This is a genomic window from Streptomyces sp. TAA040, assembly GCF_000424845.1.
Map to the genome: position 1 here is coordinate 185,757 of NZ_AUKR01000008.1, position 13,842 is coordinate 199,598.

A 13,842-nucleotide genomic window follows, 5' to 3' on the forward strand; every position below is an offset into this window, starting at 1 on the left:
CGGACAGAGCTTCACTTCCTACTCCCCCGCCGAGGCACCATGCGTTGCATCATCGCCGGTTACCCCTTCGACCTGACCGCCAGCGAGGTGGAGCGGGCGATGTCCGGGATCAAGGCAGAACCCGTCACGGGCGAGGCGGTCAAGATCGGTCGCCGCACGTACCCGGTCAAGCAGGTCGGAGCCGTGGTGACCAAGCAGGACCGGCGGGACTTCAGCGCCTTCGAGGTGACCCGGGCGATGAAGCGCCTGGGCTTCACCTGCCTTCCGGCGCCCGCCCCCGAGCCCGAGCCGAACATGCTGCCGGAGACCCCGACCGGCTGGTGACGCCCGCGGCGCCGGATGGGCTCCCGCCGGGCCGCTGCCACTGCCACTGCCACTGCCACTGCCACTGCGGAGGCTTTCGCCTCCCACACCGTCATTCCACCCGGCCGCCTGTTCCGCGTCACGGGCCGCTTTCGCCTCCGCGTTCATCCGGGCGCCCGGAGAAGCGGGCGTTCCGCGCTTTCCCGGCGCGCACCCCCGAGCACGGTGGCGTTCGTTTCTCCCGGCCGGGGCGGCTGCCGCCCGGGAGATCCGGCCGGGAGCGGATCGGGAATGCGCACCGACCGTGCGTGCCCGCCCGATACTCCGACGATTGCGCCCTGAGCGAGCAACCGTTCCCGGCGCCCCGGGCTCGGGCAGGCCGAACCGCATGAGACTCCTGGTGCTCGGCGGCTCGGACTTCGTCGGACGGGTGGTGGCGGAGGAAGCCGTCACCGCGGCTGGGAGGTGACCCTGCTCAACCGGGGCACCAGGCGGCCACGGGACGGCGTGCGCACCCTGCACGGCGACCGGGAGGCGGCGGACCCCGCCGGCGGGCTCGCCGCACTCGAAGGCGGCAGTTGGGACCTGGCGGTCGACACCTGGTCCGGTGCGCCCCGGGTCGTGCGGGCGGCCGTCCGGAGCCTCGCCGACCGGGTCGGGCACTGGACGTACGTCTCCAGCCGCTCGGTGCACCGGTTGCCGCTGCCACCGGGCGCCGACGAGACGGCGCCGCTGGTCGCCGCCTCGGCCGACGCCGGGCCCGGCCCCTACGCCGAGAACAAGCGCGGCGCGGAGCTGGCGGTGGCCGAGGTGTTCGGCGACCGGGCGCTGCTGCTCCGCGCGGGGCTGATCCTCGGCCGGTACGAGAACGCGGGCCGACTTCCGTGGTGGCTGCGGCGCTTCGCCCGCGGCGGCCGGGTGCCGGTGCCCGGGCCGCCGGAGTCGGGATTGCAGTTCATCGATGTGCGGGACCTGGCCGCCTGGGCCCTCGACGCCGCCTCCGCCGGGCTGGGCGGGGCGTACAACACGGTGAGCAGGCCCGGGCACGGAACAATGGGCGGACTCGTCGAGAGCTGCCTGCGGGCCACCGGCGCCGCGGCGGAGCCGGTCTGGGTCACCCCCAAGGACGTCGCGGCGGCCGGCGTCGAACCGTGGACGGAGCTGCCGGTGTGGCTGCCGCCGGGCGGGCTGCACGACACGCTGCACCAGGGCGACACGGAGCGGGCGCACGCCGCGGGCCTGCGCTGCCGTCCGCTCGACGAGACGGTCCGGGACACCTGGCGCTGGCTCGCCGCGCACCCCTCGTGGTCGCCGAAGCGCCCGCCGGGCGGCGGCGGTGCCGGTCTGACTCCCGCGCGGGAGGCGGCCCTGCTCGCCCCGGGGTGAAACCGGCGCGGCGGCACCGTCGTTGCCGGGCTCGCGGCGGCCCCCGGCCCCTGCCGGCGGCCGCGGAAGGGCGCTTAGAGTCGTCGCATGGCCACCCGCAGCGAAGCCGCGCCCGCGCCGGCGCCGTCCCCCGCCCGGCTGCACGACGTCGACGCCCTGCGCGGCTTCGCTCTGCTGGGGATCCTGATGGTGAACATCGGGTACTTCGCCTCCGGCTACACCTTCCACGGCACCGCCGACCCCGCCTTCCGCTCCACCGCCGACGAAGCGGTGCGCAGCGCGGTGACCCTGCTGTTCACCATGAAGTTCTACGTGTTGTTCTCGTTCCTCTTCGGGTACAGCCTCACCCTTCAGACCGCCGTCTCCGAGCGGGCGGGCGCGGCCCCCGCCCCGCGCCATCTGCGGCGGTCGGCGGGACTGCTCGTCCTCGGCCTCCTGCACGCCGTGCTGCTCTTCCAGGGTGACATCCTGGCCACGTACGCCGTGCTCGGCCTGGTGCTGTACGCCTTCCGGCACGTCCGCACCCGGACGGCTCTCGTCGCCGCCGCCGTCCTGGTCGGCTGGGTCGTGCTGATCTTCTCACTCCTGGCACTCGCCGCCCCGGTCGGCGTCGACGAGAAAGCGGCGCTGGAGGCGGGGCGAGCCACGACCGAAGCACTCGCCGGCGGCCCGGCCTCGATCATCGCGGAACACCTGGAGAACCTTCCCGCCATGGCCGTCGCGCTGCTGTTCCAGCAGGCGCCGACCGCCCTCGCGATGTTCTTCGTCGGCCTCGCCGCGGGGCGGCTCGGTGTGCTCGCCGAACCCGCCCGCCACGCGGTCCTGCTGCGCCGCGTGCAGTGGATCGGCCTCGCGGTCGGCGGCACCGGGGCGATGGCGTACGCCGTCCTGGACGGCTCCCGTCCCTTCGCCGCGATCGCGATCGCCTCAGTGACGGCGCCCCTGCTGTCCGCGGCCTACGCGACCACCCTGCTGCGAGTGTTCCGCCGCGGCGCCGGGCAGCGGGTCCGCGGCGCCCTGGCGCCCGCCGGGCGGATGGCCCTGACCAACTACCTGAGCCAGTCACTGGTCTGCGTACTGCTGTTCACCGGGGCCGGGGCCGGGCTGGTCGGCTCGGTGCCGCCGGCCGGTGTACTCGGCATCGCCGCGGCCCTCTTCGCGGTGCAACTGCTCTGGAGCCGCTGGTGGCTCGGCCGCCACCGGTACGGACCGGTCGAGTACGCGCTGCGGGCCTTCTCGTACGCCTCCCTCCCGGGCCGGGGCACTCCCGCTGCCTCCCGGCGGGGCTGACCGCGCCCGGGGCTCGGGTCAGCGGGTCAGCGGGTCAGCGGGTCAGCGGGTCAGCGGGTCAGCGGGTCAGCGGGTCAGCGGGTCAGCGGGTCAGCGGGTCAGCGCGACGAGCGCGTCCACCGTCCGCCGGTTCCGGGCGGTGACGACGGCCGCGCCCAGCGCCGTGGCGAGCGCGCCGGGCAGCCGGCTGCGGCCCGATCCGTTCGGGAAGTGGCAGTACACCTCGCGGCCCGAGGAGTGATAGGCGTCCGGTGCGAACCGCGCCGGGTCGAGCCGGGCGAGACGCTCGGGGTCCGGGGCACGGTCGGCGAAGAAGACGTGCACCTTGGCCGGATCGGGTTCGTCCGGGGTGAACGGGCAGCGGGCCGCCGTGTCGCGCAGCTCGGCACCGGAGCGCACGAGTACCTGCACGGGGAAGCCGAAGCGCCGCTCGACGGCTGCCTCCAGGGCGGCCGCCAGCCGCCACTGGTCCGGTTCCGGGGCGGAGAAGACAGCGTTGCCGCTTTGCAGGTGGGTCTCCGGGCGCTCCCAGCCGAGCTCGCCCATCACGTCCCGCAACCCGGCCATCGGGATCTTCCGGTGACCGCCCACGTTGATCCCGCGCAGCAGCGCCGCATAGCGTTCCATGCACGGCACCCTAGGGCCCGGGTACGACACCCGGGCTGCGACCGGCGCGGCCGGGCACCGGCCGGGCACCCGGTTGCCGTCGGCCGGGCACCCGGTACAGCCCGCCTGAGCGGACGGCACGGGTGCGGGCCCCCGCCCCCACCCGTGACTGCGGTTCCTCAGCCCGCCGTCGCGGCCCCCCGCCGGCTCCCGGGGCCCGTCCTCGGCGGACGCCGGCTGCGCGGACTCCAGCGGGTTCGTCTCCGGCGGCATCGTGAAGGTCGCCAGGGTCCGCTCGAAGTCCCGGGTGGAGAGCAGCAGCTTGTAGATGATGGCCAGTTCGAACAGCATCAGCAGCGCGGCCGCTCCGATCGTCACCGGGATCACCGCGCCGGCCGCGGGGCCGATGATGAAGACGGCCATCGGAAGCGCCCGTACCAGGGAAAGCGTCCCTTGAACTCCACGTGCAGGTCGACGACGGGCCGGCTCGGCCGGGTCTCGCCCTCCGGCCGACGCCCCTCCGCGTCCACGGCGCGTCCCTCCGCGTCGGTGGACGCGGAGGGACGTCCGCCTCGGTCCTCGTCGGTGCCGAGCGACCGCGCGACCCGCGCCTCCGCCACTGCCTCGGCCTCGTCCCGGGCCTCCTCCCGCTCGCGGAGGACGTCCTCCGCGAACACCGGGTCGTCGCCCTCCCCGTGCTGCTCGCGGGCGTGTGCACCGACCCAGGCCTTGCGGCTGACCGCGGACCGCTCCTTGGTCTTCTTGCGCATGCTGAGGCGCACCTTGGAGAACGTCCATCGTGACGCTTCACTGTCCATGGGTTCGCAGTGCAGGTCAGCGCACTGCGGTCGAGATCTTCATGGGCCCGTACGGGAACCGGGGAGGAACGTGGCCTGCGAGGAGGCCGCGGTGGTGGGCGCTCAGGGCGCCGGGGGCGTCCGGAGCCGCCGACAGGGCCCCGACTGCCCCGCACCGCACGGGCGTTCCGTCCGGCCCCGCGAACCGCGGTCCGCACACGTCTCATCCCCCGATCCCCCGATCCCCCGATCCCCCGATCCCCCGATCCCCCGAAAGCAGCGTGCGCACCGCAGCCTGTGAACCCGCGACGTGATTCCCCACCCCCTCGGCCTTCTCCACTCGTCGTCCGGGCACCGCACCAGTGCTCTTCGGCAGCCCGGCCCTGCAGGGCGCCCCGGCATGCGGACGGACCGTCAGTCGCGGGCCCACCCCCGGGACGCGACGCGCTCCGGCCTCCCCGTCGCGTGCTCGCGCCCGCCGGAGGGACCGGAGGAGGCGCAGCACTCCGGGAGAGGCCGCTGGAGCACCCGGCGTGCGCACGTCCCGGCCTGCGGGTCGGACTCAGTGCATCCCGGGCCGCCCGCCGAAGGCCGCCCCAGGCAGTCGCGGTAGCACCCGGGCTGCCGGGTGAAGGTCGAGCCGAGCGAGACCAGTACCACCCTCCCGACGCCGGCGGGCCGCTTCCAGCGGGCTGGTGGTCATACGTCCAGCGTAACGAGACGATACGTATCGTGCACCTGTTTGAGCGGGCAGAGCCCGGGCCGGTACCGCGCGCGGATCAGGACACCGGGCGCGAGTCGGTCCAGACCGACTCGAACTCCTCCCGGTAGGTCGCGAACAGGCCGTGGTCGCCGGCCCCGTCCGCGCGCCCGTGCACCAGGTCCCGGACGCCACCGCGCAGCACCAGCACCGGGGCCTCCATCCCCCGGCCGCTCCGCAGGTACGACTGGACGACCGCGAGGCCGTCCGGGCCGTCCCCGTCGACCAGGAAGGCCGTGAAGCGCGGCGTCTCGTCGAAGACGTGGATCTGGAAGGCACCGGTGTCCCGCAACCGGGCCCGCACCCGCCGCATGTGGAGGATGTTGGTCTCCACCGCGCGGCTGAGTTCCCCCCGTTTGAGACCCAGTTCACGCTCCCTGCGCTTGACGGCGCTGCTCGCCGGGTTGAGGAACAGCAGCCGCACCCGGCAGCCCGAGTCCGCCAGCCGGGCGAGCCTGCGCCCGGAGTAGTTCTGCACAAGCAGGTTGAGGCCTATCCCGATCGCGTCGATGCGCCGGGCGTCGCCGAACAGGTCCTCGGCGGGCAACTGGCGCTGGAGCCTGACCCGGTCCGTGTGCACCCCCACCACGTCCGCGAACCGGTCCCCGACCAGTTCCTCGACCGCGTCCACCGGCAGCCGGCCGGCCGAGGGGGCGCCGCCGCCCGCGCCGAGCAGTTCCAGCAACCGGGCGGAGGTGCGCTCCACCTGGGCCAGCACCGCGGTGGACAGCGCCCGGTTGCGGGAAACGGCGCTGCGGGCGACCTCCAACTCGTCCAGCGCCAGCTCGACCTCCCGGCGCTCGTCGAGGTACGGCTCGTAGCAGGGCCAGTGCTGCACCATCAGCTCCCGCAGTTGCGGGAGGGTGAGGAAGGAGAGCAGGTTGTCGTCCGCCGGGTCCAGGACGTATCCCTTGCGGCGGCTGACCTCCCTGACGGCGACCGCACGCTGCACCCACTCCTGTCCGGCGGGACCCGCCGCGGCGACCACCCACTCGTCGCCGTGCACCGGCTCGTAGATCGGCTGCAGCACGGCGGCCACCACCGACCGCAGCCGCTGCTCGACCAGGTTCAGCCAGACGTAGGCGCGTCCGGCCCGCTGTGCACGGGTGCGCACCTCGGCCCAGATGTCCGGGGTCCAGTCCAGGCCTGCTCCGATCTCCATCGGCCTGGTCAGCGACACGGTGCTCGACGACACGTCGGCCGTCCCCGCGGCCGTGCCCTCGCCCCCGCCGCCGTCACCGGGTGGGAGCTCAAGCCCTCCCGAACTCACCTGCGCACCGCCTTCCGCCCCCCGGATGTTCGATCAAGGAAGCGTACTTCGCCCCTTCCCGGCGCGGCAGCAGTATCTCCCATCAACTTCCGTTCGCCGCCGATCCATCCGGGGGAAGATAGGTCGGGAACACCCACCTGAGGGCTCCGGGCCTGGTACGCAATGAGCTGTAGCTGCTGACGAGACCGCGACAGAAAGAGACCCCATGCAGGTCTGGCCGGGACAGGCGTACCCGTTGGGCGCCACCTACGACGGCGCCGGTACGAACTTCGCCGTCTTCTCCGAGGCCGCCGAACGAGTGGAGCTGTGCCTCCTGCACGACGACGGCTCGGAGACCGCGGTGGAGCTGCGGGAGTCCGACGCCTTCGTCCGGCACGCCTACCTCCCCGGGGTGATGCCCGGGCAGCGGTACGGCTTCCGGGCCCACGGCCCGTACACCCCCGAGCAGGGCCACCGGTGCAACAGCGCCAAGCTGCTGCTCGACCCCTACGCGAAGGCGGTGAGCGGCTCCGTCGACTGGGACGAGGCGGTGTACGGGTACCACTTCGACCGCCCCGATCAGCGCAACGACCTCGACTCGGCGCCGCACACCATGGCCTCGGTGGTCATCAACCCGTACTTCGACTGGGGGGACGACCGCCCGCCGCGCACCGAGTACCACCGCACCGTCCTCTACGAGGCCCATGTGAAGGGCCTCACGATGCTCCACCCCGAGCTGCCCGAGGAGCTGCGCGGCACCTACGCCGCGCTGGGCCACCCGGCGATCATCGGCCACCTGACCGCGCTCGGGGTCACCGCCCTGGAGCTGATGCCGGTGCACCAGTTCGTCACCGACCACCGGCTGGCGGACGCCGGACTCACGAACTACTGGGGCTACAACACCATCGGCTTCTTCGCCCCGCACAACGCCTACGCCTCCTGGGGCGACCGCGGGCAGCAGGTGCTGGAGTTCAAGCAGGCCGTGCGGGCGCTGCACGAGGCGGGCATCGAGGTCATCCTGGACGTGGTGTACAACCACACCGCCGAGGGGAACCACTTCGGGCCGACCCTCTCCTTCCGCGGACTGGACAACGCCTCCTACTACCGCCTCTCCGAGGACGCCCGCTACTACACCGACACCACCGGTACCGGGAACTCGCTGCTCATGCGCAGCCCGCACGTGCTGCAACTGATCATGGACTCGCTGCGCTACTGGGTGACGGACATGCACGTGGACGGCTTCCGCTTCGACCTGGCCGCGACGCTCGCCCGCCAGTTCCACGAGGTGGACCGGCTGTCCTCGTTCTTCGACCTCGTGCAGCAGGACCCGGTGGTCAGCCAGGTCAAGCTCATCGCCGAGCCCTGGGACGTGGGCGAGGGCGGCTACCAGGTCGGCAACTTCCCCCCGCTGTGGACGGAGTGGAACGGCCGCTACCGGGACACCGTGCGCGACCTGTGGCGCGGAGAGCAGCGGACCCTGGCCGAGTTCGGCTCCCGGCTGACCGGTTCCTCCGACCTGTACCAGGACGACGGACGGCGCCCGCTGGCGTCGATCAACTTCGTCACCTGCCACGACGGCTTCACCCTGCACGACCTCGTCGCGTACCACCACAAGCGCAACGAGGCCAACGGCGAGGGCAACCGGGACGGCGAGAGCCACAACCGGTCCTGGAACTGCGGTGCCGAGGGCGAGACGGACGACCCCGGGGTACCGGCGCTCCGCAGGCGGCAGATGCGCAACTTCCTCGCCACCCTGATGCTCTCGCAGGGCGTGCCGATGCTCAGCCACGGCGACGAGTTCGCCCGCTCCCAGGGCGGCAACAACAACGCCTACTGCCAGGACAACGAGATCTCCTGGGTGCGCTGGCCGGAAGCCGACGAGCGGCATCCGATGTGCGAGTTCCTGCGGGCCATGGTCCGGCTGCGCAGCGACCACCCGGTCTTCCGCCGCCGGCGCTTCTTCCACGGCCGCCCCGTCGAGGGCACCCATGACGAGCTCTCGGACATCGCCTGGTTCACCCCGGAGGGCGAGGAGATGAACCAGAACGACTGGCAGCAGGCGCAGGCGCGCTCGCTGACGGTCTTCCTCAACGGCAGCGCCATCTCCGAACCGGGTCAGCGCGGCGAGCGGGTGACCGACGACTCCTTCCTGCTCCTCTTCAACGCCGGTTCCGAGGAGCGGGAGTTCACCGTACCCGTCGATCACGGACGCACGTGGCGGACGGTCGTCGACACCCAGCGGGAGGACGGCCACCCGCCGTGGCAGGGTCCCGCCCCCGGAGCGGGCGAACGGATCGCCCTGGCGGGCCGGAGCCTGACCGTGCTCCAGCGTCCGGACGCCGGGGGCCCCGGGTCCTGAGAGGCCGTCAGCCGGTCCCGAGTACCACCGCGGACCGGGCAGGCAGCAGCGTGCCGTCCCCGGCGTGCGTGGCGGCCAGCAGTGCGGCCCCGGACGGGGCCCGTACCCGGGCCGGACGCTCGCCGAGGTTCACCGCGACCAGCAGACCGCCGTGCCGGACGGTGAGCCGACGGCCCGCCTCGTCGACGTCCACGCCCACCTCGGACAGCAGTCCGCCCGGTGCCAGGTGCTCACGGCGGACGGCGAGCAGCCGCCGGTGCCAGTCGAGCAGCATGCGGTGCGGTTCCCGCCCGGGCTCGCTCCAGTCCAGGCAGGAGCGGTCCCTGGTGGCCGGGTCCTGCGGGTCGGGGACGTCCTCCTCGGCCCAGCCGTGGGGGGCGAACTCCCGCCGGCGCCCCCGCCGGACCGCCTCGGCCAGCTCCGGGTCGGTGTGGTCGGTGAAGTACTGCCAGGGGGTCGCCGCCCCCCACTCCTCTCCCATGAACAGCATCGGCGTTCCCGGGCCGCAGAGCACCAGGGCGGCGGCGCAGGCGGCCAGGTCGGGGCTCAGGCCCGCGGCGAGCCGGTCGCCGGTGGCCCGGTTGCCGATCTGGTCATGGGTCTGGGCGTAGCGGACCAGGCGGTGCACGGGCGTCCCCGCGGGGTCGAACGGACGTCCGTGGCTGCGCCCCCGGAAGGTCGACCAGGTGCCGTCGTGGAAGAAGCCGTCGGTGAGGGTCTTCGCCAGCGCGGCCATCGGTGCACGGGCGAAGTCCGCGTAGTAGCCCTGGGACTCGCCGGTGAGCGCCGTGTGCAGGGCGTGGTGGAAGTCGTCGTTCCACTGGGCGTGCAGCCCGCGGCCGTTCCGGTCGCGCGGGTCGGTGTCGGCCGGGTCGTTGCGGTCGGACTCGGCGATCAGGAAGAGCGGCCGGCCCAGTTCGGCGGCGAGTGCGTCCACCGCGGCGGACAGCTCGGCGAGGAAGTGCGTGGCCCGGCTGTCGGCGAGGGCGTGCACGGCGTCCAGGCGCAGTCCGTCCAGGCGGTAGTCGCGGAGGAGGGCGAGGGCGCTGCCCGTGAAGTAGTCCCTGACCTCGTCGGAGCCGGGCGTGTCCAGGTTGACCGCGGCTCCCCACGGCGTCTGCCGGGTGTCGGTGAAGTAGGGCCCGTAGGCGGGCAGGTGGTTGCCGGACGGTCCGAGGTGGTTGTGCACCACGTCGAGCACGACGCCGAGTCCGTGCCCGTGCGCCGCGGAGACGAAGCGTGCCAGGCCGGCCGGCCCCCCGTAGGGCTCGTGCACCGCCCAGGGAGCCACCCCGTCGTACCCCCAGCCGTGCCGTCCGGGAAAGGGGCAGACCGGCATCAGCTCCACATGGGTGATCCCGAGCCGGGCAAGGTGCCCGAGCCGGACCGCAGCGGCGGCGAAGGTCCCCTCCGGGGTGAAGGTGCCCACGTGCAGCTCGTACAGCACCGCACCGGCGGGCAGCCCGCCCGCGCCCGGCGCCGCGGGGGATGGGGGCGGGGCGGAGGACGGCGGTGGGGCGAGGTCTGCGGGGTCGAGGACAGCGCTCAGCCCCTCGGGGCCGTCCGGCTGACTCCGTGACCGGGGGTCGGGGAGCACCGCTCCGCCGTCGAGGGCGAAGCCGTAGCGTGCGCCGGGGCCGGCCGGGGCGTCGGCGGACCACCAGCCGGGGCGGGCTCGATCCCGGCGGAGGCCGTGCGGCTCGCCGTCCAGGTGCAGGGTGACCCGGCCTGCCTGCGGTGCCCACACGTCGAAGCGCATGACCGCCATGCTCCCCGTCGGCGCCCTCCCGCGCCAGCAGACGCGGCCCGGTCCGACCGGGACCGGCCACCCGGTGGCGGGCGGCGTGGCGGCGCCCGGGGGCAGCCCGCGGACTGTGACCGTCCGGGGACACAGCCATCTGGACAGCTCTGCCGACCGCCGGAAGAATCAGGTGCCATGTCGTCCGTCGAGTCCAGTGCGCACCCTCCGCGGGTGTCCGACGCGGATCGGGAGCACGCCCTCGGCATCCTGCGCGAGAGCGCCGTCCTGGGCCGCGTGTCACAGCACACCTTCGAGCGGCGGATGGAGGTCGTCCTGCACGCCCGGCAACCGGACGAGTTGCGGGCGGTGCTCCACGACCTCGGCCCGGCCGAGTCCTCCCGCGGCGCGCTGGTGCGCGCGGTCGGACGGATGTCCTCGTTCTCGGCGCGGCTGCGCTCCGCCTGGTACGCCGAACGGCTGCCCGAGCTGCTGCTGCCCGCACCGGGGCCGTACCCGCTGTCCGTCGGGCGGGCGCCCGGCTCGGTGCTGCGGCTGAACGACGGCACGGTCTCCCGGTCCCACGCGCAGTTGCGGAACAGCGGCGGGGGCTGGCACCTGCGCGACCTGGGGTCCGCCAACGGCACATGGGTCAACGGCCGCCGTATCACCGGGTCGGTGCCGGTCCGCCCCGGCGACCAGGTGCGTTTCGGCCAGGTCGCCTTCCGGCTCACCGCCCCCTGACCGTGGACCGCGCGCGGCCGGACCACCTCCGCCTTCCCCGGCGCCCCTCACCGGGGCGGGCGTCAACCGGTGGCGCCTTCGGCCTCGTCCCGGACGAGCAGGGCCACCGGCAGGTCGCCGAACAGCTCCTCCGCCGGGCAGCGCCCGCGCACCGTCCGGCCGCTCAGAGCGTCGCGCCAACGGCCCGGCGGCAGCGGAAGCACCGTGCCCGACCAGCCTCCGGAGCGTGCGAGCCGGTGGGAGAGCCGGGTCACGGCGGTGACCGCCTCGCCCGCGCGGGAGAAGGCGACGCAGTGCTCGGCCGCCGGCCCCTCGGCCCGCAGCGGGACGCAGTCGCCGCCTGCGGAGAACCACTCGGGGTGGTCCCGGCGGAGCCGCAGCGCGGTCACGGTGACCCGCAGCTTCTCGCTGCCGCGGGTGAGCGGGCCCTTGGGCAGCGGGGGCGGGAACCGGACCGGGGCGCGGTTGTCGGGGTCGACGAGCGCGCGGTACGGCTCCTCGGTGCCCTGGTAGAGGTCCGGAACGCCGGGCATCGTGAGCTGGAGCAGCACCCTCCCGAGCGAGCCGACCCGGGCGGCGGGCGCCAACCTCGCTCCCAGCGCGGCCAGATCCTCCCCCGCCGGGCCGGTGACCGCCTCCTCGGCGCAGCGTTCCAGCGCCGCCTCGTACTCCGGATCCTGCTCGGTCCAGGTGGTGTGCAGTCCGGCCTCCCTGGCCGACTTCCGCAGGGCCGCGACCAGTCGCCCGATGTCGGCCGTGCCGAGTCCCAGGGCCGTCTGCCGCACCAGCCACCGGGTGTGCCGGTCCGGGCCGTGCCCGTCCGGCGCCGACCGGTCCCTCCGCTCCTCGGCCACCGCCCACTCCTCGGGCGCCTCGGTGAGCGCCGCCAGGATGGCGCGCACCTCGGCGCTGCGCTTGGCGTCGTGGGTGGAAAGCACGGTGCCGCCGTACGGCCAGTGGTGCTGGAGGTGCGCGCAGTGCCGGTGGAACTCCTCGACATCCGTGGTGGGTCGGCCCGGATCGCCGCCCACCTCGTTCGGGGCGAGCAGCGGCAGGAAGCGGTAGAAGGCGGTGTCCTCGACCGACTTGGCCCGCAGGGCTGCGCTCGTCTGGGCGAACCGCGGCGCGAACTCGGGGTGGTCCGCGGCGAGCGCGGCGACCAGGTCCACGGTGGCGGCCTCCTCCGGAACGGTGAAGGCGCTCCGGGCTCCCGACGCCGCCGCGGCCAGGAGCTCCGTGCCGCCGGGCCCGTCCGACGGATAGCCGCGGTAGACGGGGATGCGGACCAGGAGTTCGCGGACTGCGGCGGCGAGCGCCCAGTCGGCGTGGTCGCGCAGTTCGCGGTCGGCCGACTCGTCGCAGAAGCGCCGCGCGACGCGCACCAGCCGGGCCACCTCGGCGGCCAGTTCATGTGTGATCACCTCGTGCGCCGCCCGCCGCACGGTGGCCTCCCAGTCGCCGCCGGCGTCGTCGGCCACCTCGGTGGACTCGCGGTAGCGGGCCGTGAGTCCGGTCAGGCCGCGAGGATCGGTGAACAGCCCGTCGAGCAGGCGCAGCGAGTCGTAGCCGGTGGTCCCGGCGACCGGCCAGTCCGTGGGCAGCCGCTCCTCGGCACCGAGGATCTTCTCCACCACCGTCCAGGCCCCGTCCGAACGCCGGGCGAGCTCGCGCAGATAGGCGCCGGGGTCGGCCAGACCGTCCGGGTGGTCGACGCGGAATCCGTCGATCACTCCCTCAGCCAGCAACCGCAGGACGGTGCCGTGGGTCGCGGTGAAGACCTCGGGGTCCTCCACCCGGACTCCGATCAGTTCGGAGACGGTGAAGAACCGCCGGTAGTTCAGCTCGGTCCGGGCCAGCCGCCACCATGCGAGGCGGTAGTACTGGGCGTCGAGCAGTTCAGGCAGCGGCAGCGCCTCGGTGCCCGCGCGCAGCGGGAAGCGGTGCGGGCCCCAGTGCAGAGCGCCGCCGCGCACCTCCATCACGTCCAGGCAGGAACCGAGCCGGGCGCCGAGCACCGGCAGCAGGATCCGGCCGCCGCCGGCCGCCCAGTCGATGTCGAACCACCGGGCCGCGGGCGAGGAAGGGCCCTCCCGCAGCACCTGCCACAGCGGCCGGTTCAGCGAGGTGTCCGCGGGCAGCGCCATGTGGTTGGGCACGATGTCGGTGATCATCCCGAGCCCGTGCTCGCGTGCGGTGCGGGCCAGGGCGCGCAGACCGTCCTCCCCGCCCAGCTCCGTCCGTACCCGGCCGGGGTCGGTGACGTCGTACCCGTGGGTCGAGCCGGGCACCGCCTCCAGCACCGGCGAGAGGTGCAGGTGCGAGACGCCGAGGGAGGCCAGGTAGGGCACGTCCAGGGCCGCCGCGGCGAACGGGTACGCGGGCTGGAGCTGGAGCCGGTAGGTGGCGGTCGGCAGGGTGTGGGGGCGTGCGACGGAGAGGGCCACCGGACCATTCTTGGAAGCGGGCGAGCGGCCGTCAACCACGGACGGGCCGACCGGGTGGGCGGTGCGCCGCCGACCGCGGTGCGGGCTCCGGGGCGGTGTCCGTCGGCGCCGTGCCGGCCGCCGCGGGCCCGGCCGGCGTCCGCGACCGCCGGGCCCCGCATGCCGG

General features: G+C 74.2%; 9 protein-coding genes and 2 pseudogenes. 5 read left to right on the forward strand and 6 right to left on the reverse strand.

Translation table 11 applies throughout. The features are described from left to right. The first annotated feature begins 39 nt into the window (after positions 1-39). The 3 genes and pseudogenes from H300_RS0108930 (at position 40) to H300_RS0108940 (ending at position 2,979) form a co-directional block, all read left to right on the forward strand. On the forward strand, positions 40-324 hold the full coding sequence (locus tag H300_RS0108930) for an SCO5918 family protein (protein ID WP_028427158.1): 285 nt from the start codon (positions 40-42) through the stop codon (positions 322-324). Positions 325-703: 379 nt separating this feature from the next. Next, a pseudogene (locus H300_RS25860) lies at positions 704-1,689 on the forward strand (Rossmann-fold NAD(P)-binding domain-containing protein). Between the two features lie 87 nt (positions 1,690-1,776). Further along, entirely contained in the window at positions 1,777-2,979 is a 1,203-nt protein-coding gene (locus tag H300_RS0108940; RefSeq protein ID WP_028427159.1) for a DUF418 domain-containing protein, read from the forward strand. Between the two features lie 90 nt (positions 2,980-3,069). Here H300_RS0108940 and H300_RS32295 read toward each other — a convergent pair whose 3' ends face one another. The 4 genes and pseudogenes from H300_RS32295 to H300_RS0108955 all read right to left on the reverse strand — a co-directional run bounded on the left by H300_RS32295 (position 3,070) and on the right by H300_RS0108955 (position 6,412). Further along, the gene (locus tag H300_RS32295) at positions 3,070-4,008 is read right to left on the reverse strand and encodes a DUF1697 domain-containing protein (RefSeq protein ID WP_486583668.1); all 939 of its coding nucleotides are present in this window, start codon (positions 4,006-4,008) and stop codon (positions 3,070-3,072) included. Further along, positions 3,969-4,403 carry a hypothetical protein gene (locus H300_RS25865; protein ID WP_158678338.1) on the reverse strand — a complete coding sequence of 145 codons (435 nt, stop codon included), beginning with the start codon at positions 4,401-4,403 and terminating at the stop codon, positions 3,969-3,971. Before H300_RS25865 ends, H300_RS32295 begins: the two co-directional genes overlap by 40 nt. Positions 4,404-4,947: 544 nt before the next feature. Further along, positions 4,948-5,069: pseudogene (locus tag H300_RS32300) on the reverse strand (glycosyl transferase); the annotation flags it as partial. 92 nt (positions 5,070-5,161) lie between these two features. Then, complete coding sequence (locus tag H300_RS0108955; RefSeq protein ID WP_028427162.1) at positions 5,162-6,412, reverse strand: SAV2148 family HEPN domain-containing protein; 1,251 nt, start codon at positions 6,410-6,412, stop codon at positions 5,162-5,164. A gap of 205 nt (positions 6,413-6,617) precedes the next feature. Between H300_RS0108955 and glgX the strand changes: the two genes are divergently transcribed. Then, positions 6,618-8,750, forward strand: coding sequence for a glycogen debranching protein GlgX (gene glgX, locus H300_RS0108960; protein ID WP_028427163.1), 2,133 nt, complete (start codon positions 6,618-6,620; stop codon positions 8,748-8,750). Between the two features lie 7 nt (positions 8,751-8,757). On the opposite strand, the gene treZ is transcribed toward glgX, so the two are convergent. Next, entirely contained in the window at positions 8,758-10,509 is a 1,752-nt protein-coding gene (treZ, locus tag H300_RS0108965) for a malto-oligosyltrehalose trehalohydrolase (RefSeq protein WP_028427164.1), read from the reverse strand. Between the two features lie 213 nt (positions 10,510-10,722). On the opposite strand from treZ, the gene H300_RS0108970 reads away from it, so the two are divergent. Further along, positions 10,723-11,232 (forward strand): FHA domain-containing protein, encoded by a 510-nt coding sequence (locus H300_RS0108970; protein ID WP_486583669.1) that lies wholly within the window; start codon positions 10,723-10,725, stop codon positions 11,230-11,232. Between the two features lie 62 nt (positions 11,233-11,294). Here H300_RS0108970 and treY read toward each other — a convergent pair whose 3' ends face one another. Then, positions 11,295-13,676, reverse strand: a complete 2,382-nt coding sequence (gene treY / locus H300_RS0108975) for a malto-oligosyltrehalose synthase (RefSeq protein ID WP_028427166.1) — start codon at positions 13,674-13,676, stop codon at positions 11,295-11,297. Between the last annotated feature and the right edge of the window lie 166 nt (positions 13,677-13,842).